This is a genomic window from Pantoea sp. X-Soil-OKNW-556, from assembly GCF_059730695.1.
Map to the genome: position 1 here is coordinate 194,061 of NZ_AP035990.1, position 25,844 is coordinate 219,904.

23 protein-coding genes and 4 tRNA genes are annotated in these 25,844 nt (G+C 55.7%); 22 read left to right on the top strand and 5 right to left on the bottom strand.

The genetic code is table 11. The annotated features are described in order from the left end of the window. Positions 1-10: 10 nt before the first annotated feature. The 12 genes from wecB (at position 11) to AC6I8T_RS00885 (ending at position 9,257) form a co-directional block, all read left to right on the top strand. Complete coding sequence (gene wecB / locus AC6I8T_RS00830; protein WP_208724533.1) at positions 11-1,135, top strand: non-hydrolyzing UDP-N-acetylglucosamine 2-epimerase; 1,125 nt, start codon at positions 11-13, stop codon at positions 1,133-1,135. A 2-nt stretch (positions 1,136-1,137) separates the two neighbouring features. Continuing rightward, positions 1,138-2,397, top strand: a complete 1,260-nt coding sequence (wecC, locus tag AC6I8T_RS00835; RefSeq protein ID WP_208724534.1) for a UDP-N-acetyl-D-mannosamine dehydrogenase — start codon at positions 1,138-1,140, stop codon at positions 2,395-2,397. A gap of 21 nt (positions 2,398-2,418) precedes the next feature. Continuing rightward, positions 2,419-3,126, top strand: a complete 708-nt coding sequence (gene rffC, locus AC6I8T_RS00840; protein WP_208724535.1) for a dTDP-4-amino-4,6-dideoxy-D-galactose acyltransferase — start codon at positions 2,419-2,421, stop codon at positions 3,124-3,126. Then, positions 3,113-4,243: a dTDP-4-amino-4,6-dideoxygalactose transaminase gene (rffA, locus tag AC6I8T_RS00845; protein ID WP_021183782.1), complete on the top strand. Its 1,131-nt coding sequence runs from the start codon at positions 3,113-3,115 to the stop codon at positions 4,241-4,243. Before rffC ends, rffA begins: the two co-directional genes overlap by 14 nt. Next, a complete protein-coding gene (gene wzxE, locus AC6I8T_RS00850) occupies positions 4,243-5,496 on the top strand; it encodes a lipid III flippase WzxE (protein WP_497833428.1) in 1,254 nt (417 codons plus the stop codon). Before rffA ends, wzxE begins: the two co-directional genes overlap by 1 nt. Continuing rightward, positions 5,493-6,563 carry a TDP-N-acetylfucosamine:lipid II N-acetylfucosaminyltransferase gene (wecF, locus tag AC6I8T_RS00855; RefSeq protein ID WP_208724538.1) on the top strand — a complete coding sequence of 357 codons (1,071 nt, stop codon included), beginning with the start codon at positions 5,493-5,495 and terminating at the stop codon, positions 6,561-6,563. Before wzxE ends, wecF begins: the two co-directional genes overlap by 4 nt. Continuing rightward, a complete protein-coding gene (gene wzyE / locus AC6I8T_RS00860) occupies positions 6,560-7,903 on the top strand; it encodes an ECA oligosaccharide polymerase (protein ID WP_208724539.1) in 1,344 nt (447 codons plus the stop codon). The genes wecF and wzyE overlap by 4 nt, the downstream gene beginning before the upstream one ends. A gap of 24 nt (positions 7,904-7,927) precedes the next feature. Next, complete coding sequence (wecG, locus tag AC6I8T_RS00865) at positions 7,928-8,677, top strand: lipopolysaccharide N-acetylmannosaminouronosyltransferase (protein WP_437180268.1); 750 nt, start codon at positions 7,928-7,930, stop codon at positions 8,675-8,677. Between the two features lie 158 nt (positions 8,678-8,835). Next, a tRNA-Arg gene (locus tag AC6I8T_RS00870) sits at positions 8,836-8,912 on the top strand. A 64-nt stretch (positions 8,913-8,976) separates the two neighbouring features. Further along, positions 8,977-9,052: transfer RNA gene (locus AC6I8T_RS00875), tRNA-His, on the top strand. Between the two features lie 16 nt (positions 9,053-9,068). Then, positions 9,069-9,155: transfer RNA gene (locus tag AC6I8T_RS00880), tRNA-Leu, on the top strand. A 25-nt stretch (positions 9,156-9,180) separates the two neighbouring features. Then, positions 9,181-9,257, top strand: a tRNA-Pro gene (locus AC6I8T_RS00885). A gap of 621 nt (positions 9,258-9,878) precedes the next feature. On the opposite strand, the gene hemY is transcribed toward AC6I8T_RS00885, so the two are convergent. Genes hemY through hemC form a run of 4 tightly spaced genes read right to left on the bottom strand, consistent with a single transcriptional unit; the run spans position 9,879 to position 13,913 of the window. Then, positions 9,879-11,075, bottom strand: a complete 1,197-nt coding sequence (gene hemY, locus AC6I8T_RS00890; protein WP_415174103.1) for a protoheme IX biogenesis protein HemY — start codon at positions 11,073-11,075, stop codon at positions 9,879-9,881. Positions 11,076-11,077: 2 nt separating this feature from the next. Beyond that, a complete protein-coding gene (gene hemX / locus AC6I8T_RS00895; protein ID WP_208724542.1) occupies positions 11,078-12,211 on the bottom strand; it encodes a uroporphyrinogen-III C-methyltransferase in 1,134 nt (377 codons plus the stop codon). 23 nt (positions 12,212-12,234) lie between these two features. After that, a complete protein-coding gene (hemD, locus tag AC6I8T_RS00900; protein WP_021183789.1) occupies positions 12,235-12,975 on the bottom strand; it encodes a uroporphyrinogen-III synthase in 741 nt (246 codons plus the stop codon). After that, on the bottom strand, positions 12,972-13,913 hold the full coding sequence (gene hemC, locus AC6I8T_RS00905) for a hydroxymethylbilane synthase (RefSeq protein ID WP_208724543.1): 942 nt from the start codon (positions 13,911-13,913) through the stop codon (positions 12,972-12,974). The genes hemD and hemC overlap by 4 nt, the downstream gene beginning before the upstream one ends. A 314-nt stretch (positions 13,914-14,227) precedes the next feature. Between hemC and AC6I8T_RS00910 the strand changes: the two genes are divergently transcribed. The 10 genes from AC6I8T_RS00910 (at position 14,228) to AC6I8T_RS00955 (ending at position 24,971) form a co-directional block, all read left to right on the top strand. Beyond that, positions 14,228-16,786 carry a class I adenylate cyclase gene (locus AC6I8T_RS00910; RefSeq protein WP_021183791.1) on the top strand — a complete coding sequence of 853 codons (2,559 nt, stop codon included), beginning with the start codon at positions 14,228-14,230 and terminating at the stop codon, positions 16,784-16,786. A gap of 121 nt (positions 16,787-16,907) precedes the next feature. Further along, positions 16,908-17,111 carry an LPS translocon maturation chaperone LptM gene (lptM, locus tag AC6I8T_RS00915; RefSeq protein ID WP_208724544.1) on the top strand — a complete coding sequence of 68 codons (204 nt, stop codon included), beginning with the start codon at positions 16,908-16,910 and terminating at the stop codon, positions 17,109-17,111. A gap of 30 nt (positions 17,112-17,141) precedes the next feature. Further along, the gene (dapF, locus tag AC6I8T_RS00920; RefSeq protein WP_036625919.1) at positions 17,142-17,966 is read left to right on the top strand and encodes a diaminopimelate epimerase; all 825 of its coding nucleotides are present in this window, start codon (positions 17,142-17,144) and stop codon (positions 17,964-17,966) included. Beyond that, positions 17,963-18,667, top strand: coding sequence for a DUF484 domain-containing protein (locus AC6I8T_RS00925; protein ID WP_208724545.1), 705 nt, complete (start codon positions 17,963-17,965; stop codon positions 18,665-18,667). Before dapF ends, AC6I8T_RS00925 begins: the two co-directional genes overlap by 4 nt. Next, positions 18,664-19,572 carry a tyrosine recombinase XerC gene (xerC, locus tag AC6I8T_RS00930; protein ID WP_497833429.1) on the top strand — a complete coding sequence of 303 codons (909 nt, stop codon included), beginning with the start codon at positions 18,664-18,666 and terminating at the stop codon, positions 19,570-19,572. Before AC6I8T_RS00925 ends, xerC begins: the two co-directional genes overlap by 4 nt. Further along, positions 19,572-20,288, top strand: coding sequence for a 5-amino-6-(5-phospho-D-ribitylamino)uracil phosphatase YigB (gene yigB / locus AC6I8T_RS00935; RefSeq protein ID WP_021183796.1), 717 nt, complete (start codon positions 19,572-19,574; stop codon positions 20,286-20,288). Before xerC ends, yigB begins: the two co-directional genes overlap by 1 nt. Positions 20,289-20,341: 53 nt before the next feature. Beyond that, positions 20,342-22,504, top strand: coding sequence for a DNA helicase II (gene uvrD / locus AC6I8T_RS00940; RefSeq protein WP_021183797.1), 2,163 nt, complete (start codon positions 20,342-20,344; stop codon positions 22,502-22,504). A 75-nt stretch (positions 22,505-22,579) separates the two neighbouring features. Next, positions 22,580-22,636, top strand: coding sequence for a YsgD/CorL family protein (gene ysgD / locus AC6I8T_RS00945; protein ID WP_367617716.1), 57 nt, complete (start codon positions 22,580-22,582; stop codon positions 22,634-22,636). A gap of 184 nt (positions 22,637-22,820) precedes the next feature. Next, positions 22,821-23,774, top strand: a complete 954-nt coding sequence (gene corA, locus AC6I8T_RS00950) for a magnesium/cobalt transporter CorA (protein WP_021183798.1) — start codon at positions 22,821-22,823, stop codon at positions 23,772-23,774. Between the two features lie 144 nt (positions 23,775-23,918). Further along, on the top strand, positions 23,919-24,971 hold the full coding sequence (locus AC6I8T_RS00955) for an AbrB family transcriptional regulator (protein WP_021183799.1): 1,053 nt from the start codon (positions 23,919-23,921) through the stop codon (positions 24,969-24,971). Here the strand turns inward: AC6I8T_RS00955 and rarD are convergent. Further along, a complete protein-coding gene (gene rarD, locus AC6I8T_RS00960) occupies positions 24,942-25,841 on the bottom strand; it encodes an EamA family transporter RarD (protein WP_208724547.1) in 900 nt (299 codons plus the stop codon). The genes AC6I8T_RS00955 and rarD overlap by 30 nt on opposite strands. Positions 25,842-25,844: the final 3 nt, after the last annotated feature.

Consider the following 25,844-nt stretch of genomic DNA (forward strand, 5'->3'; position numbering starts at 1 on the left):
GAGAAGCCGCGTGAAAGTTCTGACCGTATTTGGTACTCGTCCTGAGGCAATCAAAATGGCACCGCTGGTGCAAGCGCTGGCCCAGGATTCGGCGTTTGAATCGCGCCTGTGCGTCACCGCCCAGCATCGTGAAATGCTTGATCAGGTGCTTCGTTTGTTCAATCTGCAACCCGACTATGACCTCAATATCATGCGACCGGAGCAGGGGCTGACGGAAATCACCTGCCGTATTTTGCAGGGCATGAAAACCGTATTGGCCGATTTCCGTCCCGATGTGGTGCTGGTACATGGCGATACCACCACGACGCTGGCTGCCAGCCTGGCGGCGTTTTATCACCAAATCCCGGTAGGGCATGTGGAAGCCGGTCTGCGAACCGGGAATCTGATGTCGCCCTGGCCGGAAGAGGCTAACCGTACCCTGACCGGGCACCTGGCAAGTTATCACTTCACGCCAACACAAAACTCACGAGAGAATTTGCTGCGCGAAAATCTGCCGGAACAGCGGATTTTCGTCACCGGCAATACGGTGATTGATGCCTTGTTGTGGGTGCGCGATCGCGTACTGGACGACGCCGATCTGAACGCCCGGCTGACGGCGCATTATCCGTTCCTCGACCCGGAGAAAAAGCTGATTCTGGTCACCGGGCATCGACGGGAGAGTTTTGGCGACGGTTTTGAACGCATTTGCAGCGCGCTGGCGCAGATTGCCCGTCGGCACCCGCAGGCGCAGATCGTCTACCCGGTGCACCTCAATCCGAATGTCAGCGAGCCGGTCAATCGTATTCTGAGCGGGATCGAAAATATCGTTCTGATCGAGCCGCAGGAGTATCTGCCATTTGTCTGGTTGATGAACCGCGCATGGCTGATCCTCACGGATTCTGGTGGTATTCAGGAAGAGGCGCCGTCACTTGGCAAACCGGTGTTGGTAATGCGAGACACCACCGAACGCCCGGAGGCGGTTGCTGCTGGTACGGTCAGGTTGGTGGGTACGGATATTGATAAAATTGTGGCAGAAGTCAGCCTGTTGCTGGACAACGATGAAGTCTGGCAGGCGATGAGCCATGCGCACAATCCTTATGGCGACGGCCAGGCCTGCGCGCGCATTTTGCAGGTTCTTAAAAATCATAGAGTTTAACCATGAGTTTTCACACCATTTCCGTTATTGGACTGGGTTACATTGGGCTGCCGACCGCAGCCGTTTTTGCCTCTCGGGAAATTAAAGTGGTGGGCGTTGATATCAATGCCCACGCAGTCGAAACCATCAATCGTGGTGAAATTCACATTGTTGAACCGGAACTCGACAAGGTGGTCCACGAGGCCGTGCAGCGCGGTTTTCTGCGCGCCACGACCCAGGTGGAAGCAGCCGATGCCTTTCTGATTGCGGTTCCCACGCCTTTTATCGGTGATCACCAGCCGGATCTCAGCTATGTCCAGGCGGCAGCGTCTTCTATCGCTCCGGTATTAAAAGCGGGCGATTTAGTGATTCTCGAATCCACTTCCCCGGTTGGGACGACGGAACAGCTGGCCGCCTGGCTGGCGGCTGCGCGTCCGGACTTGCGTTTTCCGCAGCATGGTGAGGCACCCGATATCGCCATTGCCTACTGCCCGGAGCGCGTGTTGCCTGGCAAAGTGATGGTGGAGTTGATTGAAAACGATCGCGTGATCGGTGGCATGACACCCGCTTGCTCCGCGCGTGCCAGCGAGTTGTACCGCATCTTCCTGCGTGGTGAGTGTGTAGAAACCCACGCGCGCACGGCGGAGATGTGCAAGCTGACAGAAAACAGCTTCCGTGACGTTAATATCGCGTTTGCCAATGAACTGTCACTGATCTGCGCTGAACAGGGAATTAATGTCTGGGAACTGATTGCGCTGGCGAATCGCCACCCACGCGTCAACATTCTGCAACCCGGCCCTGGTGTGGGCGGTCACTGCATTGCTGTCGATCCCTGGTTTATCGTGGCGCAAAACCCACAGCAGGCGCGTCTGATCCGCACCGCGCGAGAAGTTAACGATGCCAAACCGCTCTGGGTTTTGGATCAGGTGAAGCAGGCGTTAGCCGAATGCCTGACCGCCAGTGGCAAACGCGCCAGCGAAGTGAGTATCGCCTGCTTTGGCCTGGCGTTTAAACCCAATATTGATGACCTGCGTGAAAGCCCGGCCATGACCGTGGCAGAACTGATTGCCGATTGGCACAGCGGCGCCACCTGGGTAGTTGAACCGCATATCAACACGATCCCTAACCGCCTGGCGGGTAAAGCTACGCTGGTAACGACCACCGAGGCACTCCAACAGGCTGATATTTTGGTGATGCTGGTTGATCACACGCCGTTCCGCGCCATTGATGCCGCGCAGGTCACGCAAGCGTGGATTGTCGATACTAAAGGGGTTTGGCGATGAAACACATTCTGGTCAACGACGATGTCCATCTGTGTCAGCATTAACCCACTGCCGTGGGAGAGTGGCTTCTTTAGCCTGAATACCGCGCGCCTCGAAATCGATGGCGACACACCGCTGGCGCACGCATTGCAGCAGCCCTGTGGCTTGTGGCAAATCAAGGTCGCGGCTGAACGCAACGATGTGATCGATGCCATCAGCCAGCATGGTTTTCAGTTGGTGGAAGGGGAAGCCGATCTCGCCATCAATATCAAACGTACCGAGCGGCAAACTGGCGTGCGCATCGCGCGTGAAGCGCAGATCCCGGCATTGCGTGCCGCCGCCGGAGTGGCGTTTCGTCTGAGCCGCTTTCGTACCCCGTGGTTTAAGGCGGATGACAGCAGCCGTTTCTACGCACAGTGGATTGAGAACGCAGTACGCGGCACGTTTGATAACCAGTGCCTGATTGCCTGCGATGAACAGGGCGAATTGCAGGGTTTTGTCTCGATACGCGAGCAGGACGGTGATGCGCGCATTGGGCTGCTGGCAGTGTTGCCGGAAGCGCAGGGTAAGGGTATCGGCCAGCGCTTGCTGCTGTCGGCCGCTGACTGGGGGCGGGTGCGCCAGCTTAATCGGCTACGTGTTGCTACCCAACTCAGCAATCTGACGGCGATGCGTCTCTATTTACGCAGCGGTGCACGGCTGGAAAGCACGGCTTACTGGTTCTACAGGAACGCACATGATCCCATTTAATGCGCCCCCGATCGTGGGCAGCGAAATTGAATATATGCAATCGGCGATGGCCAGCGGCAAGCTCTGCGGCGATGGCGGCTTTACCCGGCGTTGCCAGCAATGGATGGAGCAGCATTTCGGCAGCAAAAAGGTTCTGCTGACGCCTTCCTGCACGGCCTCGCTGGAGATGGCTGCGTTGCTGATTGATATCCAGCCCGGCGATGAAGTGATTATGCCGAGCTACACCTTTGTATCCACGGCCAATGCCTTTGTGCTGCGTGGTGCCACAATCGTGTTTGTGGATGTGCGTCCCGATACATTGAACATCGACGAAACCCTGATTGAAGCGGCGATCACCGAGAAAACCCGCGCTATCGTGCCAGTTCATTACGCCGGTGTGGCCTGCGAAATGGACACCATTATGGCGCTGGCGGCAAAGTATCAGCTTTACGTGATTGAAGATGCAGCGCAGGGGGTGATGTCAAACTACAAAGGGCGTGCGCTTGGCACCATCGGTCATATTGGTTGTTTTAGCTTCCATGAAACCAAAAACTACACCGCAGGTGGTGAAGGCGGAGCTACGCTGATCAATGACGCAAAAATGGTCGAACGTGCCGAGATAATCCGGGAAAAAGGCACCAATCGTAGCCAGTTCTTTCGCGGCCAGGTGGATAAATACACCTGGCGCGACATCGGCTCCAGCTATCTGATGGCGGATTTACAGGCCGCATATCTCTGGGCGCAGCTCGAAGTGGCCGAGCGTATCAATCAGCAGCGCCTGCGCCTGTGGAATAACTATTATGCGGCGCTTCAGCCGCTGGCGGCTGCCGGACGCCTTACCTTGCCGGTGGTGCCAGGCGACTGCCGCCACAACGCGCATATGTTTTACATCAAACTGCGTGACAGCAGCGATCGTCAGGCGCTGATCAACTGGATGAAAGAAGCCGAAATTCTCACCGTTTTTCATTACATCCCACTGCATTCATCACCGGCGGGCGCGCGTTTTGGCCGCTTCCACGGCGATGATGTTGTCACCACCCGTGAGAGCGAACGTTTGCTGCGTTTGCCACTGTTCTACAATCTGTCGGACAACAATCAGCGCACGGTGATCAATTCCCTGTTGAGCTTCTTTGCCTGATGTCACTCGCTAAAGCCTCGGTGTGGACCGCGTCGTCCACGCTGGTCAAAATTGTTGCCGGGTTGCTGGTGGTCAAATTGCTGGCCGTCAGTTTCGGCCCGGAAGGTGTCGGCCAGGCCGGAAACTTCCGTCAGCTGATTACCGTGCTCGGCGTGCTGGCCGGTGCCGGCATATTTAACGGCGTGACCACCTATGTGGCGCAATTTCAGCAGCAACCCGCGTCGCTACGGGCTGTCACCGGAACGGCATCCGCGCTGGTGCTTGGCTTCTCCACGCTAGTGGCGGTGGTGTTTTTGCTGGCTGCGGCACCAATTAGCCGGGCGTTATTCGGCCACGATCATTATCAGGGCGTGGTACGCATCGTGGCATTTCTCCAGCTTGGTATCGCTTGGGCGAATCTGACGCTGGCATTGTTGAAAGGTTTTCGTGATGCACGCGGTAACGCGTTGGCGCTGATTGCCGGTAGCCTGATTGGCGTGGTGGCATATGCGCTGTGCTGGTGGATCGGCGGTTACGCCGGAGCATTGGTTGGATTAGCGCTGGTGCCTGCGCTGGTGGTGATCCCAGCGCTGATGATGTTGCGACGTCATCAGCAGGTGTTGCCACTACGTTGGTTAAAACCGGTCTGGGAGCCGGAACTGGCGCGCAATCTGGCGAAGTTTACCCTCATGGCGCTGATCACCTCGGTGACGCTGCCGGTGGCCTGGGTGTTGATGCGAAACCTGCTGGCGCAACAGCAAGGCTGGGCGCAGGTCGGGTTGTGGCAAGGTGTCACCAGCATTTCTGATGCGTATCTGCAATTTATCACCGCCACCTTTAGCGTCTGGCTGTTGCCAACCCTGGCCCGGCTGGAGCATAAGCCACAGATTGCGAGGGAAATTTTGCGCGCGCTGCGCTTTGTTTTGCCCGCGGTGGCGGCTGCCAGCTTCTGCGTCTGGTTATTGCGTGATGTGGCCATCTGGCTGCTTTTCTCCACAAAGTTCGCCGCGATGCGCGATCTGTTTGTCTGGCAACTGTGTGGTGACGTGTTCAAAGTCGGTGCCTATGTCTTTGGTTACCTGGTTATCGCTAAAGCGTCGCTGCGTTTCTATATTTTGACGGAAGTCAGCCAGTTCATCTTACTGATGGCGTTTTCCCACTGGTTGATTCCGCTACATGGGACGGTCGGTGCCGCACAAGCCTACATGGCGACCTACATTTGCTACTTTGCGCTCTGCTGTGGCGCCTTCACCCTTTATTGCCGAAGAAAATGACGTTAACTCATGTGCTGGGATCGGATATCCCCCATCATAATCACACCGTGCTGCGCTTCTTTAATGATGTGATCAGCGCGCAACTGCCGCAGGAGACGCCTCGTCGATTTATGGTGGTCACACCAACGCCAGACGCATTACAGGCTTATCAGGCATTGCAAATTGAAACCTTTCCCGACAAGCGGGCGCTGGCACGGGCGGTGATCAACCGTGCGACAGACCGGCAGCAGCGCTTCTTTTTCCACGGGCAATTTAATCCCGGGCTTTGGCTGGCGTTGTTGAGTGGCAAACTGCGACGCAACCAGGCGTTCTGGCATGTATGGGGCGCAGATTTATATGAAGAGGGCAGCGGTCTGAAGTATCAGCTGTTCTATCTGCTGCGGCGTCTCGCCCAAGGACGTATGGCGCGCGTGTTCGCGACACGCGGCGACCTGTACCATTATCAGCAACGGCATCCGCGGGTGCCGACATCTTTGCTTTATTTCCCGACACGGATGCCGGAATGTGCCGTGCCTGTTGCGACAGAACCGCATGATTTTACCGTGTTGTTGGGTAATTCGGGCGATCGCAGCAATCGCCATATCGCGGGTTTGCAGGCGATCAAGTCACAGTTTGGTGACCAAATAAAGGTGGTGATACCGCTTGGCTATCCCGCTAATAATGATACATATATTAACGAAGTCGCTACTGAAGCCGCGTTACTTTTCCCCAATGGGCAGGTTACGCTGTTGCGCGATAAGATCGATTTTGACGCCTATCTTGCGCTGCTCAGCCGTTGCCACCTGGGTTATTTTATGTTTGAACGCCAGCAGGGGATTGGTACCCTTTGCCTGCTGATTCAGGCTGGCATTCCGTTTGTTCTCAGCCGCAAAAACCCGTTCTGGCGCGATCTTAGTGAGCAGGGATTACCGGTGTTGTTCAGCGACGATGCTCTGGACAGCGCTCGGGTCGCAGAGGCACAGCGCCAGCTGATGCAGTGCGATCCTGCCTCCATCGCATTCTTTGCCCCCGGCTATCTGGCAGGGTGGCGCGAGGCACTCACTCTGAGTGAAACGGAGAACTTATGACCCTCTTGCAGTTCAGCGGTCTGCTGGTGGTGTATTTGTTCTCGCTGGGTTTTATCCTGACTCTGACCTGGCGGGAATTTAAACGGGTGCGTTTCAACTTCCACCTGTTCTTTACCATTCTGTTTTTACTGACATTTTATTTTGGCTTTCCACTGACCAGCATTCTGGTGTTCCGCTTCAATATGGCGGTGGTGCCCGCAGAATTTCTGTTGCAGGCGCTACTGGCTGCCACCAGTTTCTATGCCATCTATTACGTGAGCTACAAAGTCCGTTTGCGTCCGGCCACTCGCGTGCCGCGCAAACCCTGGTTGCAGATGAACCGGGTGGAAACCCATCTCACCTGTCTGCTGTTGGCGCTGGTGGCAATCGGCACCGTAACGGTGTTTTTCCTGCATAATGGCCTGCTGCTGTTCCGGCTGACGGCCTATAACCAGATCTTCTCCAGCGAAGTCTCCGGTGTGGCGCTAAAACGCTTCTTCTACTTCTTCATCCCGGCGATGTTGATTCGTTACTTCCTCAACCCGACACTGCGTCAGTGGCTGCTGTTTTTGCTGGTTTCCGTGGCTTTTGGCCTGCTGACCTATGCGTTGGTGGGGGGCACGCGCGCGAACATCATCATCGCCTTTGCGTTGTTCCTGTTTATCGGTATTACCCGCGGCTGGATCACGCTGTGGATGCTGGCCGCTGCGGGGGTGCTGGCGATTGGCGGCATGTTCTGGCTGGCGCTGCGACGTTATAACCTCGATGTGATGGGGGATGAGGCGTTTTACACCTTCCTTTATCTGACGCGCGATACCTTCTCTCCGTGGGAGAATCTGGCGTTGTTGTTACAGCATTACGACAAAATCTCGTTTCAGGGCTTGGCCCCAATGTGGCGTGATTTTTACGTATTTATTCCCAGCTGGCTGTGGCCGGGACGTCCGTCGATGGTGCTGAACAGCGCTAACTACTTTACCTGGGAAGTGCTCAATAACCACTCCGGGCTGGCGATCTCGCCAACGTTACTTGGGTCGCTGTTGGTGATGGGTGGCGTGTGGTTTATTCCGCTGGGTGCCGTTGCGGTGGGCCTGTTAATGAAAGGCTTCGATACGCTTTACGCGCGTGGTCGTCATGAGACTAATCGTTATAACGGGGCCATTTTGCAAAGTTTTTGTTTTGGTGCGGTGTTTAACATGATCGTGCTTGCGCGTGAAGGGCTGGATGCCTTCGGTTCACGCGTGGTGTTTTTCTGCGTTATTTTTGCCGCCTGCTTATTGGTGGCGAAGTTGCTTTACTGGCTGCTGGATCGTGCCGGATTGATCCGACAACGCGGTGAGCCGGTGTTACCCAGCCCTTTTTAACCTCCGGGGACAACAGGAAAACGTTTGACGTTGAATACGATAAAAAAAGAGGAGCCGCGTTATTCGCTACGCGGTATCGATCTCTACGCTTTTCAGGATGGGGCGTCCTTTCTCGACTTTCTTCTGCCTGACGAGAAGCCGCGCAGTGGCACGCTGGTGGCGATCAATGCCGAAAAAATGTTGACGCTGGAAAGCGATGCACAAGTCCGTGCGTTGATTGAGCAAGCCGAATTTAAATATGCCGATGGCATCAGCATTGTGCGTTCGTTACGCAAGAAATATCCGCAGATACGGGTAAACAGAATTGCCGGAGCCGATTTGTGGGAGGCATTGATGGAACGTGCTGGCCGCAGTGGCATCCCGGTCTTTTTGATTGGCGGTCGTGACGCCGTGTTGCAGGAAACTTGCGAAAAACTACGCCGTCAGTGGCAGGTGAACATTGTCGGCAGCCAGGATGGCTATTTTACCCTGGATGAGCGCGAGGCGTTATTTACGCGTATTGCTGCCAGCAAAGCGCAGATTGTGACTGTCGCGCTGGGATCGCCGCGTCAGGAGTTGCTGATGCGTGATTGCCGCGCCCATTGGCCCGACGCGCTGTATATGGGGGTAGGTGGCACCTACGATGTGTTTACCGGACGGGTGGCGCGCGCGCCCCGTAGCTGGCAAAAACTTGGGCTGGAATGGCTGTATCGCTTGATTCGTCAGCCTTCGCGCTGGCGACGCCAAATAAAGTTGCTGAAATATTTAGGCTATCACTGGCGCGGCGATCTCTGATATTGCTGATTAATGCAGCAATTTCTGGTTGGGGCAGGCATAAAGTGCAGTATTTATCGACGGAATGCACAAAGCGTAACCAAACGCGTTTTTTTATGAAAAAAGCACTGGACAGTCTGGTATCAGGTCCGTAGTATGCACATCCGCAACGGCGCTACGCGCCCGTAGCTCAGCTGGATAGAGCGCTGCCCTCCGGAGGCAGAGGTCTCAGGTTCGAATCCTGTCGGGCGCGCCATTAAGTTTGTGCGCAAGAGCTTCGGTGGTTTTAAATACCGCGTTAGGCAGTAAAAAGATTTATGGTGGCTATAGCTCAGTTGGTAGAGCCCTGGATTGTGATTCCAGTTGTCGTGGGTTCGAGTCCCATTAGCCACCCCAGATTTTGCTGGGACATGCGAAGGTGGCGGAATTGGTAGACGCGCTAGCTTCAGGTGTTAGTGTCTTAACGGACGTGAGGGTTCAAGTCCCTCTCTTCGCACCAGGCAAAATATTAAGATAAAAAAAATCGGCGAGTAGCGCAGCTTGGTAGCGCAACTGGTTTGGGACCAGTGGGTCGGAGGTTCGAATCCTCTCTCGCCGACCATCTTAATATGAAAAACAACCTGCTAAGAGCAGGTTTTTTTTCGTCCGTAGAAAAGTGATTTCATGCCATTGTCTCTGTTCTGAGACATGCAACTTAATGATTTATATGTATTTTACATATCCTTGCATTGCCTGTCGCTCAGCGGAGACAATCTGAAGCTGGTTTGTCGCTGTTTCCCGACATCATCGTTTGGCTTTACCATACCTGTTAAAATAACCATTTGATAAATATAGATTTAATTTGTCATCTGCAAACCTGGCACGGCTTGTGCAATAATATCTTCGTAGATGCTCATTCCACCTCTTATGTCTGCTGATGCTGCATAAACCTGGGAATGATGCAGAGCCCCTTACGGTATCCGTTGTCCAGCCAGGCAGCATCGCGCAAGCCTTACTGCAAACCCGGACATTACGTTGAGTCGGATACCATCAGTTGTCTTACCGACCTGATCTTACACCTGCCTCTGGCAGGTGTTTTTTTATCTGCAAAATCTACGCGATAAATCGCGCCGCTACGCATCACATACATTCTGTAGTGGCGTGATTTATCTCGCCTGATGATAGAATTTGGCGAAAAAAAAGCCGGGCAAGCCCGGCGTGCACAAAAATAACAATCGAGAAATCAGGCGCTGGGGTTGTTCTTCAACGTCAGCAGGAGTCCTTCACGACGCATCTTCGCCGCTTCTTCCGGCCGGTGCATGCGATCGTAGACATCCGCCAGCCATGCGTAATCAAACGCATCGGGACGCTGCGCCAGTGCCTGCTGGAAGGCTTCTGCTGCCTGCTGCCACTCGCCGTGACGCATCAGCATCTGGCCCAGCGTGCTGTGCAGCAGCGGTGTTGCGCCATGCTGTTTAATTTGATTGCGCAGCGCTTTCTCCAGCGACTCTGGATCGCCGCTTTTGATACGCGGCATCAGCAGCACCAGACGATCGTCATACTGGCGCTTCAGCCCATCCAGCACGATAGCTTGCGCGGTATCCGGGTCATCGCACTCAATCAGATGTTCCGCCATTGCCACCTGCAACGCAGTTTCCTGACGGGTTTTACGGCTCTGATTTTGCCACCAGCGTTTCAGGCCATCGCTGCCCTGGTCGGCCATCGCCTGATTCATCAGGCCCAGCCATGCTTGCTGCTGGAGCGCTGCGCGCTGGGTATCATCGTTGATCTGCACTTTTTGCATCGAGGGCAGGATATCCAGCAGCGCGCCCCAGGCACCCGTACGGATATAGGCCTGCTCAGCCAGACGTAACACTTCAGGGTGACGTGGTGCCACTTCCAGCAAACGGTCGATGCCATGACGGGCGGCGTGGTCTTCATTGCGCGCCAGTTGCAGACGAACTCGGGTAATCTCCACCGGAATGGTGTCGTTTTGCGACAGCTCGGCGGCACGTTCCAGATGCTGATTAGCGCGAAGCTCGTCGCCACGCTGCTGCGCTGCTTCTGCCGCCAGCAGATAGTTAGCGACTGGCTGGTCGGCGTGATCGGCATCTTTCGACAGCAGTTTCTCAACTTGCTTGTAATCGCCTTCTGCCAGCTTCATCAGCGCGGTTTGAGTATGACGCTGCGCGCGACGACGCTTACGACCGGTAAACCAGCCACGGGTACGTGCGCCGGTACGGAACAGACGGCGCAGTACCCACTCAACGAACAGAATCACCAGCAGGCTGAGGATCAGGATGATGGCCAGGCCGGTAACGCTGGTTTCAATGTTCCAGTTGTCGGTCTGGATCAGCACATAACCCTGATGACCGGCCAACATTGGGCCGAGCACCACACCGGCGATCAACAGCAGAAAAAGTACCAATACTTTTAGCATGCTTAGCCTCCCTGCTGGTCAGCCGCAACCGATGGCTGCGCCAACAGATTACGCACGCGGGTTTGCATCAACTTATCCAGCAGTTGCTGGCTTTCCAACGAATCAGGGACATCCATCGAGATACTTTGCTGGCTCAGCTCGTCCAGCTGATCAAGGAAGGCTTTGGTAGCGGCATCATTGGTGTCATACCAGGCACGTACCCAGGTGGAGACGGCATCAATCGATTGTTTGTAGATTTCGTCCTGATGGCGTGGCACGGCCTGGGCGGCGATCAGCAGACGCGAACGGATATTTTCTCGCAGATAGACATCCTGGTTCGGCGCCAGCAGCGGCTGCGCGGTGTTATCGCGGCGGCGGATGGTGATAAAGCCGTCCATAAAGTTGTGCCAGCTTTTCACCAGATTCTGCCGCCATTCATGCAGTGAGCTGGAAAGCTCGCCGCTGTCGGCATCCATCGGCGAATCGTCGTTGTCGTTATCTGCCAGTCGCAGGTTATCCACGCCGTTCGACAGTTGGTTCAGCTTGAGGATGATGCCGTCGTAATCGACCTGGCTGACGGCTGCAAGCGAGCTGATATCCTGAGTCAGGGCGCGACGTACATTCATTACGCTCGGATCATTCATTTCCGCGAGGCTGGTGTCTGCGCTTTTCAGCAACGCGGCTGCGGTGGTGACATCCTGATCGCTCCACAGCTTACGCCCCGCCAGTTTGACCAGATAATCGGCCTGCGCCAGCAGCCAGGTGCGGGTATCGTTACCCGAAATAGTGGCGACTTTTTGCCGTAAGGCTTCCAGCTCTTTGGCGCTGGCGTCTTGTTGGTTACGTGCTTCCTGCAAGGCGCTGTTGGCGCTTTCCAGTTGCTGCGTCAGCTGTTGTTTATCGCTGCCCAGTTGCTGTTGCAGTGCGCTCAGTTGCTCACTCAGATTCTGGTTAGTCTGAGCCTGTAAGTCGGCCTGGTGTTTCCCATTCAGGTAAAGGCCCGCGCCAATCGCCAGCGCAATCACAATCGCCACCGCACCCAGCACCTTGCCATCGCGTTTGTTGTCGCGCGGTGATTTTTTAGCTGGAGGAGTAGCGTTGTCGCCCGCTGGTGTGGTTTCGTCAACCACGGCGGAGGAGGCTTTTTGTTCCGTCATTGCGGCTCATCCCAATGTTAAGTTCAGCGTAACGCACGCAGCAGCGCATCGTTATCGGCACCATCGGCTACATCAATATCCTGCCAGCCCAGTGTGGCTGCCAGGGTAGCCAAACGTTCACTGACGACCACCAGCCGACAGTGTAATAACCATTCCCGTCGATCGATTGGCGGAAACAGCGCAAACAGTTGTTGTAACATTTCACCGCTGGTCACCACCAGCGTGGTAATTCCGCGATCGCGCCAGCGACGCCCCTCAACGGCACCGTCGTAGGTTTTTTCGCAACGTTGGTAGCATTCGCAGTAACGCACATCGGCACCGCGTTCCGTCAGGGTATCTGCCAGCAACTCACGACCGGGACTGCCGCGCAGAATTAAGGCACGTTTGCCGTTCACCTGTTGTAAACGGTTGAGACGCACCAGTTCTTCGCTGGTTTCCCGCGCATGAGGATAGTCTACTTTCAGATTACTGACGGTATGCAACGCCAGCGCGGTGCTGCGGCCAATGGCGTAGTAATCAAGATGCGTGGGCCAGGCGAAGCCCTGACTTTGCAACGCCGGGTGGGCAAAGGTCACCACCTGTTGTGACAACAAGAACACCAGGTCACCGGGTTGCAGTGCGGCAAGTTGTTGTGGCAAGTGAACAATATCGCGACCCGGTGTGAACTCAATCAGCGGTAAGATCCACGCCAGTTTCCCCTGGGTTCGCAAACGTGCGACCAGTTCACTGGCTGCTGGCTCGGGACGGGTCACGAGAATGGTCATGCAGGCGGCTGCCCCTGATAAACCTCACGCAGAATCTCGCGTGCTCCATTTTCCAGTAGCTCTTCCGCCAGCGAAATACCCATCTGCTCCGCCTGATCACGCGAGCCACGACGTTCGCCGGTGATCATCTGGCTGCCATCTGGTGAACCCACCAAACCACGCAGCCACAGCTGATCGCCTTCCAGCACCGCAAAGCTACCAATCGGTACCTGACAGCCGCCTTCCAGACGGGTGTTCATGGCGCGTTCAGCGCGCACGCAAACCGCGGTATCGCCGTCATTCAGCGCCTGGAGCAGGGCGATCAGTTCGGCATCGTCAAGGCGGCATTCAATGCCGACTGCACCCTGACCGACGGCCGGTAATGAGATTTCAGCGGGTAACGCGAAGCGGATGCGCTCTTCCAGGCCAAGACGCTTAAGGCCCGCAGCAGCCAGAATGATGGCGTCATACTCACCGGCATCCAGTTTGCCCAGGCGGGTGCCGACATTGCCGCGCAGCGAGCGAATCACCAGGTCGGGACGGCGTGCGCTGAGCTGGCACTGACGGCGTAAGCTTGAGGTGCCGACGACCGCGCCCTGTGGCAGTGCATCGATAGAATCGTAATGATTGGAGACAAAGGCGTCGCGCGGGTCTTCGCGCTCGCAGATGGTGACCAGGCCGAGTCCTTCAGGGAAATCTACCGGCACATCTTTCATCGAATGCACGGCGAGGTCGGCGCGATTTTCCAGCATCGCCAACTCCAGCTCCTTGACGAAAAGCCCTTTTCCCCCCACTTTAGCCAGCGGCGTATCAAGGATGACATCACCTTTGGTGACCATTGGCACCAGCTCTACGCGCAGACCAGGGTGCGCCGTCATCAGGCGTTGCTGGACATATTGTGCCTGCCAGAGTGCGAGGGGACTTTGTCTTGTAGCAATTCTGAAAATTTTGTCTAACATGCTGTTAACCGTTTTGATCGTTCATCGAATATCCTACCATCGATAGGGGAATGCTGTCAGTTTCAACGGATTGAAAAGACTCTGATGTCAGATTTCGCCGCGATCACCGGGGAATAATCTGAGGTCATAGTCCGAAAACGCAGGGGTTAGTTCGGAACGTGCTAAACTGTTAAGTAGCGCAACTTTCTTTACGGTCAATCTGCCAGGTGTTAGATTGATCACGTTTCCAGCAATAATTTGCCCGATATCTTTATTATTAAGTGGCAGGTTTCGGAAACAGGGTGCTTAACACTGGGACAATCAGGCGAAACGTCTTGTACCTCTACATTGAGACACTGAAACAGAGACTGGATGCTATCAACCAGCTGCGTGTAGATCGCGCGCTGGCTGCGATGGGACCTGCTTTCCAGCACGTCTACAGTCTGCTGCCAACATTACTGCATTATCATCATCCGCTGATGCCGGGTTACCTTGAGGGTAACGTTCCACATGGCATCAGCTTTTACACGCCTGATGAAAACCAACAGCAACTGTTGCAGGATCTGGCGGGTAAACAGCCGCTGCATCTCAGCACCGGTGCCAAAGGCGAAATGCCGATCACCGGCATCTACTCAATGGGCAGCACCTCCTCTGTCGGCCAGAACAGCGTCTCCGATCTTGATATCTGGGTTTGTCATCAATCCTGGTTGGATAATGAAGAGCGCCTCAACCTGCAACGTAAATGTACCTTGTTGCAGAAATGGTGTGTCTCAATGGGGGTGGAAGTCAGCTTCTTCCTGATCGATGAGAACCGTTTCCGTCATAACGAAAGCGGCAGTCTCGGTGCAGAAGATTGCGGCTCGACCCAACATATTTTGCTGCTGGATGAATTTTACCGTACCGCTGTGCGTATGGCCGGTAAACGTATCCTGTGGAACATGGTGCCCGGTGAAGAGGAGCATCATTACGACGATTACGTCATGTCGCTGTACGCCCAGGGCGTGCTGACACCGAACGAATGGCTTGATCTTGGTGGCCTCGGCACCCTGTCAGCCGAAGAGTATTTCGGTGCCAGCCTGTGGCAGCTGTATAAAAGCATCGATTCACCGTACAAAGCGGTGCTGAAAACGCTGTTGCTGGAAGCCTATAGCTGGGAATATCCCAATACCCAACTGCTGGCGATGGACATCAAGCAGCGCCTGCACGACGGCGAAATTGTCTGCTTCGGTCTTGATCCCTACTGCATGATGCTGGAACGCGTGACGCGTTATCTCACCAGCATTGACGATTTGGCGCGTCTTGATCTGGTGCGTCGCTGCTTCTACCTCAAAGTATGTGAAAAACTCTCCAGTGAAGAGAGCCATCACCGCTCCGGCTGGCGCCGCGAAATCCTGTCGCAGCTGGTGAAAGAGTGGGGCTGGGACGACGAGAAGCTGGCGGTGCTGGATAATCGCGCGCAGTGGAAAATCGAGCGCGTGCGTGAAGCGCACAATGAATTGCTGGATGCGATGATGCAGAGCTATCGCAACCTGATCCGTTTCGCACGCCGTAACAATTTAAGCGTCAGCGCCAGCCCGCAGGACATCGGCGTGCTGACGCGTAAACTGTATGCTGCCTTTGAAGCGCTACCGGGCAAGGTGACGCTGGTGAACCCGCAGATTTCGCCCGACCTGTCGGAAGATAATCTGACCTTTATTCATGTCCCGGCTGGTCGCGCCAATCGCGCAGGTTGGTATCTGTATAACCAGTCGCCGGACATGAGTTCCATCATCAGCCATCAGCCGCTGGAATATAACCGCTACCTGAACAAACTGGTGGCGTGGGCGTGGTTTAACGGTTTGATGACCAGCAAAACCCGGCTGCATATCAAGGGCAATGAACTCTGCGATCTGCCGCGTTTGCAGGAGCTGGTGAATGATGTCTCGCATCATTTCCCGCTGCGCGTACCGGCGCCGACGCCAAAAGCGCTCTACAGCCCGTGTGAAATTCGACACCTGGCGATTATCGTTAACCTCGAACACGATCCCACCTCCGCGTTCCGCAATCAGGTGGTGCATTTCGATTTCCGTAAACTGGACGTGTTCAGTTTCGGTCAGCAGCAGCAATGCCTGATTGGCAGCATTGATCTGTTGTACCGCAACTCGTGGAATGAGGTGCGTACGCTGCACTTCAGCGGCGAGCAGGCGATGATCGAAGCGCTGAAAACCATCCTTGGCAAAATGCATCAGGATGCTGCCCCGCCGGATACGGTAGAGGTGTTCTGCTACAGCCAGCATCTGCGCGGCCTGATTCGTACTCGCGTCCAACAGTTGGTGTCAGAATGCATCGAGTTGCGTCTTTCCAGTACCCGTCAGGAACCGGGCCGCTTCAAAGCATTGCGCATGGCGGGCCAGACTTGGGGGCTGTTCTTTGAACGCATGAGCGTGTCGGTGCAGAAACTGGAAAATGCGGTCGAGTTCTACGGCGCGATTTCCAATAACAAGCTGCATGGACTGTCGATAAAAGTGGAGTCGAACCAGACGCCGCTGCCACCGGTGGTTAACGGCTATGCCAGCGAAGGCATCATCCAGTTCTTCTTTGAAGATACCAATGATGATCGCGGCTTCAACATTTATATCCTCGACGAAACCAACCGCGTTGAGGTGTACCATCATTGCGAAGGCAGCAAAGAAGAACTGGTGCGTGACGTCAGCCGTTTCTACTCGTCATCGCATGACCGTTTTACCTACGGTTCCAGCTTTATCAACTTCAACTTGCCGCAGTTCTATCAGATTGTGAATGCTGGCGATCGCTTCCAGGTGATCCCCTTCCGCAGTCAGACGCTGACGCAGCTGTGTGCCACACAGCCTGACAACGACAACGGCGATTTCCAGCCGCGTTATCAAATGCACTGATCCTGCCCGCGCTCGCGTGGCAGGTGTCGGACCTGTAACGTGTTTGCCGGTATTTCCTGTTGCTTTTACAACGTCAACTGCGATGATAAGCATCCAGGAAAGGACAGAAAGAGCAGACAGAATGAGACAAATGATACGTCAGCTAGGAATGGCGCTGGCACTAGTCGGCTTAGCAGGCTGTGGTCTGAAAGGCCCCTTATATTTTCCGCCTCCGGAACAACCGAAAAAAACCAATACCCAGCCCACTGACCAGCAGCAGCAAGCAGCGAAAAGTGCGGATGTGGGTGGTTTAGTTACCGACAAACAAGGCATGCAGGGGAATTAATCTCCCATGAGTAATCCGGCGGAGCAGAAAATGCAGTTCTCGAAAATGCACGGTCTTGGCAACGACTTTATGGTCGTGGACGCCGTGACGCAAAACGTCTTTTTTTCGCCGGAGCTGATTCGCCGTCTGGCGGATCGCCATCTGGGGATCGGTTTCGATCAACTGCTGATTGTCGAACCGCCTTACGATCCGGATCTTGATTTCCACTATCGAATTTTCAACGCTGATGGCAGTGAAGTGGCGCAGTGTGGCAATGGTGCGCGCTGCTTCGCCCGTTTCGTGCGTCTGAAAGGGTTGACCAACAAAAGCGATATCCGCGTCAGTACCCAAACTGGCCGGATGGTGCTGAGCGTCACCAATGACGAGCTGGTGCGCGTCAATATGGGTGAGCCAAACTTCGAACCCCAGCAGGTCCCGTTCCGCGCCAACAAAGCCGAGAATCTCTATCTGCTGCGCGTGGCCGACCAGACCGTGATGTTTGGCGCCGTGTCGATGGGTAATCCGCATTGCGTTATCCAGGTTGAGAACGTGAAAACCGCGCCGGTGGAAACCCTCGGCCCGGTACTGGAAAGCCATGAACGTTTTCCGGAGCGCGTGAACGTCGGCTTTATGGAAGTGGTCAATCCAGAACACATTCGTCTGCGCGTTTATGAACGCGGCGCGGGTGAAACCCAGGCTTGTGGCAGTGGCGCGTGTGCCGCTGTTGCTTGCGGTATTCAGCAGGGCATTCTGGCGGAGAAAGTCCGCGTTGATCTGCCCGGCGGAACGCTGCATATTGCCTGGAAAGGGGCCGGTCAACCGCTGTTTATGACCGGGCCAGCCACACACGTCTACGATGGGTTTATTCATCTATGAAAAATGTCGAAGAGCAGACCGACAGCGCGGTGCTGCTGGACGATCAGGCGGTCAGCGCATTTCTGCGTCAGAACCCCGATTTTTTTATTCGCAATGCGCGCCAGGTCGAACAGATGATGGTGCCGCATCCGGTACGCGGCAGCGTGTCGCTGGTGGAATGGCATATGGCGCGGCAGCGCAACCATATCCAGCAGCTGGAAGAGGAGATCACGCTGTTGATGGAGCAGGCAACGGCCAACCATCAACTGTTTGATCGCCTGCTGTCGTTACAGGGGCATCTCGCCGCCGCAGATAGCCTGCAAGATATGCTGACGCGCCTGCATCGCTGGGCGCGTGAGTTGGGCCTTGCCGGAGCCAACGTACGCTTGTTCAGCGACAAATGGCACATCGGCGCACCGTCCGATTTCACCCAGTTGGGCCTGTCACGCCAGGCGTTTGAGCCGTTGCGTATCCAGCGCTTCGGCAATGAACACCATTACCTTGGTCATCTCAATGGCCCTGAGTTGCTGCTGCTGCTGCCGCAGGCGAAAGCCATCGGTTCCGTAGCCATGTCGCTGATGGGCGATCGCGGTGAACTGGGCGTGTTGATCTTCAGCAGCCGTGACAACCAACATTATCAGGCGGGCATGGGAACGTTGCTGCTGCAACATCTGGCGCTGATGCTGCCAGAATTGCTGTTACGCTGGGTCGAACGTGCATGAGCAGCGACAGCCCGCTGCTTCCCGCCGTTGAGGGCTTCCTGCGTTATCTGAAAATCGAGCGCCAGCTTAGCCCGTTGACGCAGCAAAACTATGCTCGCCAGCTTCAGGCCATCATCCCGATGGTTGATGAGATGAAAATCACCGCCTGGACACAGCTTGAACCGGCGCAGGTACGTAACATCGCCGCGCGCAGTCGCCGTGCGGGTTTAGGTGCCAGTAGCCTGGCGTTACGCTTGTCAGCGTTGCGCAGTTTCCTGGACTGGCAGGTCAGCCAGGGGATGCTGAGCGGTAATCCGGCCAAAGGCATCGCCACCCCGCGTAATGCGCGTCATCTGCCGAAAAATATGGATGTCGACGAGGTCAATCAACTGCTGGAAATTGACCTCAACGATCCGCTGGCGGTACGCGATCGCGCCATGCTGGAAACTATGTATGGCGGAGGGTTGCGTCTGTCGGAGCTGGTGCATATGGATATCCGCCATCTGGATCTGGAGGCGGGCGAAGTCTGGGTACTGGGCAAAGGCAGCAAAGAACGCCGCGTGCCGATTGGTGGCACCGCAGTCACCTGGTTACAGCACTGGCTGCCGCTGCGAGCCAGCTTTGCACCGCAGGATGACGCGGTGTTTGTCTCCAGCCGTGGAAGTCGTATTTCGGCGCGTAACGTGCAAAAACGCTTTGCCGAATGGGGCATCAAACAAGGCGTTGCCAGCCACATCCACCCGCATAAGCTGCGCCACTCTTTTGCTACGCATTTGCTGGAATCGAGCGGCGATCTACGTGCGGTGCAGGAGCTGCTCGGCCACGCTAATCTCTCGACCACGCAAATCTATACCCATCTTGATTTCCAGCATCTGGCCTCGGTGTACGATTCCGCACACCCACGCGCCAAACGAGGAAAGTCGTAATGAAGTTTTACCGTCCACTGCGTGCGATCAAAGCGATCACCTTTGATCTCGATGACACCTTATATGACAACCATCCGGTGATCCGCAAAACCACCGCAGAATCCCATGCGGCGTTACAGGCTTATCATCCGGCCTTATGCGATTTCACCCCGGCAGAATATCAGGCGCTGCGTGATGAATTGCTGGCGCGCGAGCCGGAGATTTATCACGACGTGTCCGAGTGGCGACGTCGTTCGGTCGAACTGGCGTTGATCAACATCGGTTTATCCACAGCGGAAGCGACCGCAGGCGCCAGTGAAGTGATGAGCGTGTTTCACCGCTGGCGCAGCGAAGTGGACATGCCGGAAGAAACGCATGCGACCCTGACCGCGCTCGGTAATAAAGTCCCGCTGGTGGCGATCACCAATGGCAATGCCGATCCGCAAAAACTTGGGATCTCACACTATTTTGAGTTCGCGCTGCGCGCCGGACCACATGGCCGCGCGAAGCCGTGGCAGGATATGTATCAGCTGGCGTCGGAACGTTTAGGCATTGCCCCGGAACACATTCTGCATGTGGGTGACGATCTCACCACCGACGTTGCCGGTTCGCTACGTGCCGGGATGCAGGCGTGCTGGATTAACCTGCGCGACGGCAACCTGATGCACATTGATGATGCGCGTCTGCTGCCGCATGTTGAAATTTCGCAGTTGGCATCACTGACCTCGCTGCTATAATGGCTGTATATTTACCCAGCTATTGGGTGATCTTCTTTTTTTAAACGGTGCTTATGGACGTTTCTGATCTGCTTAACGGCTTAAATGACAAACAGCGCGAGGCGGTCGCCGCACCGCGCAGCAACCTGCTGGTGCTGGCCGGAGCAGGCAGTGGCAAAACCCGTGTGCTGGTGCATCGCATTGCCTGGCTGTTGTCAGTAGAGAATTGCTCGCCTTACTCAATTATGGCGGTGACCTTTACCAACAAAGCCGCCGCAGAGATGCGCCATCGTATCGATCAACTGATCGGCACCAGCCAGGGCGGCATGTGGATCGGCACGTTCCACGGCCTGGCGCACCGTTTATTGCGCGCCCACCATCTTGATGCCGGGCTGCCGCAGGATTTTCAGATCCTCGACAGCGAAGATCAGCTGCGCTTGCTGAAGCGTCTGATCAAAGCGATGAACCTCGATGAAAAACAATGGCCTGCGCGTCAGGGCATGTGGTACATCAACGGCAAGAAAGATGAAGGTCTGCGCCCCAAACATATTGAAAGCTACGGCAACCCGGTGGAGCAAACCTGGCTGCGGATTTATCAGGCGTATCAGGAAGCCTGCGATCGCGCCGGTCTGGTGGATTTTGCCGAGCTGCTGCTGCGTGCGCACGAACTGTGGCTGAATAAACCCCATATCCTCAATCATTACCGCGAGCGTTTCAGTAACGTGCTGGTGGACGAATTCCAGGACACCAACAACATTCAATACGCATGGATTCGTATGCTGGCGGGTGATACCGGCCGGGTGATTATCGTTGGCGATGATGACCAGTCGATCTACGGCTGGCGTGGTGCGCAGGTGGAAAACATCCAGCGGTTTTTGCAGGATTTCCCTGGCGCAGAAACCATCCGCCTGGAGCAGAACTACCGTTCCACCAATAACATCCTGAAAGCGGCGAATGCCCTGATTGCCAACAACAATGGCCGCCTCGGTAAAGAGTTGTGGACCGATGGCAGCGATGGCGAACCGATCTCCCTCTACTGCGCCTTTAACGAGTTGGATGAAGCGCGCTTCGTGGTCAACCGCATTAAAGCCTGGCATGAGAACGGTAACGCGCTGGCCGACTGCGCGATTCTGTATCGCAGCAACGCCCAGTCACGCGTGCTGGAAGAGGCGCTGCTCCAGGGCAGCATGCCATACCGGATCTATGGCGGCATGCGCTTCTTCGAGCGTCAGGAAATCAAGGACGCACTGGCTTATCTGCGTCTGATGGCGAACCGCAACGATGATGCGGCGTTTGAACGCGTGGTGAATACTCCGGTCCGTGGCGTAGGCGATCGTACCCTTGACGTGGTACGTCAGACGGCGCGCGAACAACAGCTGACTCTGTGGCAGGCAACGCGTGAACTGCTACAAAATCGGGTGCTGGCGGGGCGTGCAGCCTCGGCGCTACAACGTTTCTGCGAACTGGTGGATGCGTTGGCCAGTGAAACTGCGGAACTTCCGCTGCACGTACAAACTGATCGGGTGATCAAAGATTCCGGGCTGTGGCTGATGTACGAGCAGGAGAAGGGCGAAAAAGGCCAGGCGCGTATCGAAAACCTTGAGGAACTGGTGACGGCCACGCGTCAGTTCAGCTACCAGGATGAAGACGAAGATCTGATGCCGTTGCAGGCTTTCCTCTCCCATGCAGCGCTGGAAGCAGGAGAAGGCCAGGCCGACAAATGGCAGGATGCTGTTCAGTTGATGACGCTGCATTCGGCGAAAGGTCTGGAGTTCAGCCAGGTGTTTATCGTCGGGATGGAAGAAGGCATGTTCCCAAGTCAGATGTCACTCGATGAGGGTGGCCGTCTCGAAGAGGAGCGTCGTCTGGCTTATGTTGGCGTGACGCGTGCGATGGAAAAGCTGACGCTGACTTATGCGGAAACACGGCGTCTTTATGGTAAGGAAGTGTATCACCGGCCATCACGTTTCATTGGTGAACTGCCGGAAGATTGTGTGGAAGAGGTACGTTTACGTGCCAGCGTGAGCCGTCCGGTCAATCATCAGCGCATGGGAACACCGATCGCGCAAAACGACAGCGGCTTCGCGCTGGGCCAACGTGTACGCCATGCCAAATTTGGCGAAGGTACCATTATCAACCTCGAAGGCAGCGGCGAGCACAGCCGTTTGCAGGTCGCTTTTCAGGGACAGGGCATCAAATGGCTGGTTGCTGCCTATGCGCGGCTGGAAACGGTGTAGCGCGGTTGCGCTGCCTTGACGACTTTTTCGTCTCAGCGTAACATGCGCCCACTATTATCATGAGAGGACAATGCCTTGGACACGCCCAGTCGATGCTGGCTCAACCCCCTGGTTCACAGGAATAACATCTAAGGCTACCTCTTAGCTGGTAGCCTTAGCGGTTATCAGCGACCTCCCTTTTTGTCCCGTCGCATGAGTCAGCACTGATTTACCCCTGGAACGAAAGTTTCGGTGTTCAGGCTTTGCCGTGCCCGTTTTGCGTAAGCGCAACGGTTCACCGCCTTGTCCCATTAAGTCTGCAATGGGGAGTATTGCTATGCTGAGCGCATTTAAACTGGATCGCAGCCGCCTGACGCGTCTCGAACTGGAAGACCATAACGACAAACTCAACGCGTCCGTGTGGGTCGATTTGATCGAGCCCGATGAAGGCGAGCGCGAACGGGTGCAAAGTGAGCTGGGCCAGAGCCTGGCAACACGCCCGGAGCTGGAAGACATCGAAGCCTCGGCGCGTTTCTTTGAAGACGAAGATGGCCTGCATATTCACTCCTTCTTCTTTTATGAAGATGCGGAAGATCATGCCGGTAACTCGACCGTGGCATTCACCATCCGTGAAGATCGCCTCTATACGCTGCGCGAGCGTGAACTGCCCGCGTTTCGTCTCTATCGTATGCGCGCCCGTAACCAAACCCTGATTGACGGCAATGCGTTTGAACTGCTGCTGGATCTGTTTGAAACCAAAATCGAACAGTTGGCGGATGAGATCGAAAACATCTACAGCGCGCTGGAAAAGCTGAGCCGCGTGATTATGGAAGGGCAGCAGGGCGAAGAGTACGACGAAGCGCTGTCGCGTCTGGCGGAACTGGAAGATATCGGCTGGAAGGTCCGTCTGTGTCTGATGGATACCCAGCGTGCGCTGAACTTCCTGGTGCGCAAAGCGCGTCTACCGGCGAACCAACTGGAGCAGGCGCGTGAGATCCTGCGCGATATCGAGTCTCTGCTGCCGCACAACGAATCGCTGTTCCAGAAGGTTAACTTCCTGATGCAGGCGGCGATGGGCTTTATCAACATCGAGCAGAACCGCATCATCAAAATCTTCTCGGTAGTGTCGGTGGTGTTCCTGCCGCCCACGCTGGTGGCGTCCAGCTATGGGATGAACTTCGAATTTATGCCAGAACTGAAGTGGAGCTTTGGCTACCCGGCGGCGATTGGGTTGATGATTCTCGCGGGTCTGGCACCTTATCTCTACTTCAAACGTAAAAACTGGTTGTAACATTGCGCGCTAAACCGCGCCGCTACGCATGCAATATGTAACAATTGTCGGGCCGTCTACACGGCCCGATTTTCTGGCTATAAATCACAATTCTGCGTAACCTGTTCTTTCCTGCTGATTAACTAATTCGTTGTATCCCACCTTATGGCGCGTCTCTCTTTGCGACAGCAGTGGACCATTCTGCTGATTGCTTCACTGATTCTGGGAATTATCTTCCAGTTGTTTCACCTGCCTGCGGCGTTGTTGCTCGGCCCGATGATTGTCGGCACCGTCATGGGACTCTCTGGCGCGTCGGTGCGCATCGATAAACGCTTGTTTGTGCTGGCACAAGCAGTATTGGGTTGCATGATCGGGCAAACCCTGTCACCGGCGATACTGCCACCCCTGTTGCAGGATTGGCCGGTGGTGCTGGCGGTGTTGGCACTGACGCTGGCCGCCAGCGGGTTGTCTGGCTTCCTGCTGGTGCGTTTCAGTAATCTGCCCGGACCAACCGGTGCCTGGGGCTCCTCTCCCGGTGGTGCCTCGGCGATGGTGGCAATGGCCGGTGATTTTGGTGCTGACGTGCGGCTGGTGGCGTTTATGCAGTATCTGCGCGTGTTGTTTGTTGCCACGGCCGCTGCGGTGGTGGCGCGTATCGGGCTGGGTAGCAGCGGCGGTAACGCCGAGCTGGTCTGGTTTCCTGCACTCAACAGCAGCTTTCTTCTGACGTTAGTGGTGATGGTGGCCGGTGCCTGGCTGGGGCAAAAGTTACGGATTCCGTCTGGCGCGTTGTTATTACCGGCGCTGATTGGCGCCACGATGCAGGGCACGGGCGTGGCGACGTTACAGGTGCCGGAATGGCTGCTGGCGCTGGCCTATGCGTTAATCGGCTGGAGCGTCGGACTGCGTTTCACCCGCCCGATTTTCCTGCTGGCGCTACGCACTCTGCCGCAAATGGTGGTGTCGATTATTGGTCTGATGTTGCTGTGTGGTGGGCTGGCGTGGATGCTGACGCGGGTGTTGCACGTCGATCTGATGACGGCTTATCTGGCAACCAGCCCTGGCGGGCTGGATACGGTGGCGATCATCGCCGCAGGCAGCCGGGTCGATATCGCTTTTGTGATGGCATTGCAGACCTTGCGTCTGTTCACCATTTTGCTTACCGGCCCAGCGCTGGCGCGTTTTATCTCACGCTACGCGCACGCGCGTGCGAGCTGAGGCAATCGCGGCATCGACAATAAAAAAGGCGAGCGCCAGCCAGATAAAGCCAAAGGTCACCATTTTATCTGGCGTGACGGTTTCGCCATAAAACACCACCGCCAGCAGGAACATCAGCGTTGGACCGAGATACTGGAAAAAACCGATCGTTGAGAGACGCAAACGCGTGCAAGCGGCGGCAAACAGCATCAGCGGTACCGTGGTGACAATCCCGGCGGCGACCAGTTTCAGGTTAAGGCTTATCGGGTTGGCGCTCAGATGGCTGGTGGCGCTATCGGCAAAACCAAACAGATAAATCGCCGCCAGCGGGAACATCCACAGCGTCTCAATCAGCATACCGCTCTGCGCATCGACCTGAATTTTCTTGCGCATCAGGCCGTAAAACGCAAAGGTCAGCGCCAGCCCGAGGGCAATCATCGGCACCGAACCAAACTTCCACAGCTGTACCAGCACCCCGAGCGCGGCAAGCAGTACCGCCAACCATTGCAGGGGACGGAAGCGCTCGCGCATAAACAACATCCCCAGCACCACGTTAAACAATGGGCTGATGAAATAGCCGAGGCTGGCTTCAAGGATGTGCTGATTATTCACCGCCCAGATATACAGCAGCCAGTTACCGCCTATGGTGAAGGCGGTGAACGCCAGCAACAGCACTTTTTTTGGCTGGCGCATCACGCTGCATACCTGGTTCCAGTTACGGCTGAGGGTGATCAACAGCAGCATAAACAATGCTGACCAAATCACCCGATGCGTCATGATTTCAAGTGGAGGGACAACCTTGACCAGCTTGAAGTAGGCCGGTGCCACCCCCCACAGGAAATAGGCGCCGAGTGCATAGCCGATACCCTGGCGCGTTTGTTGTGTATCCATGAT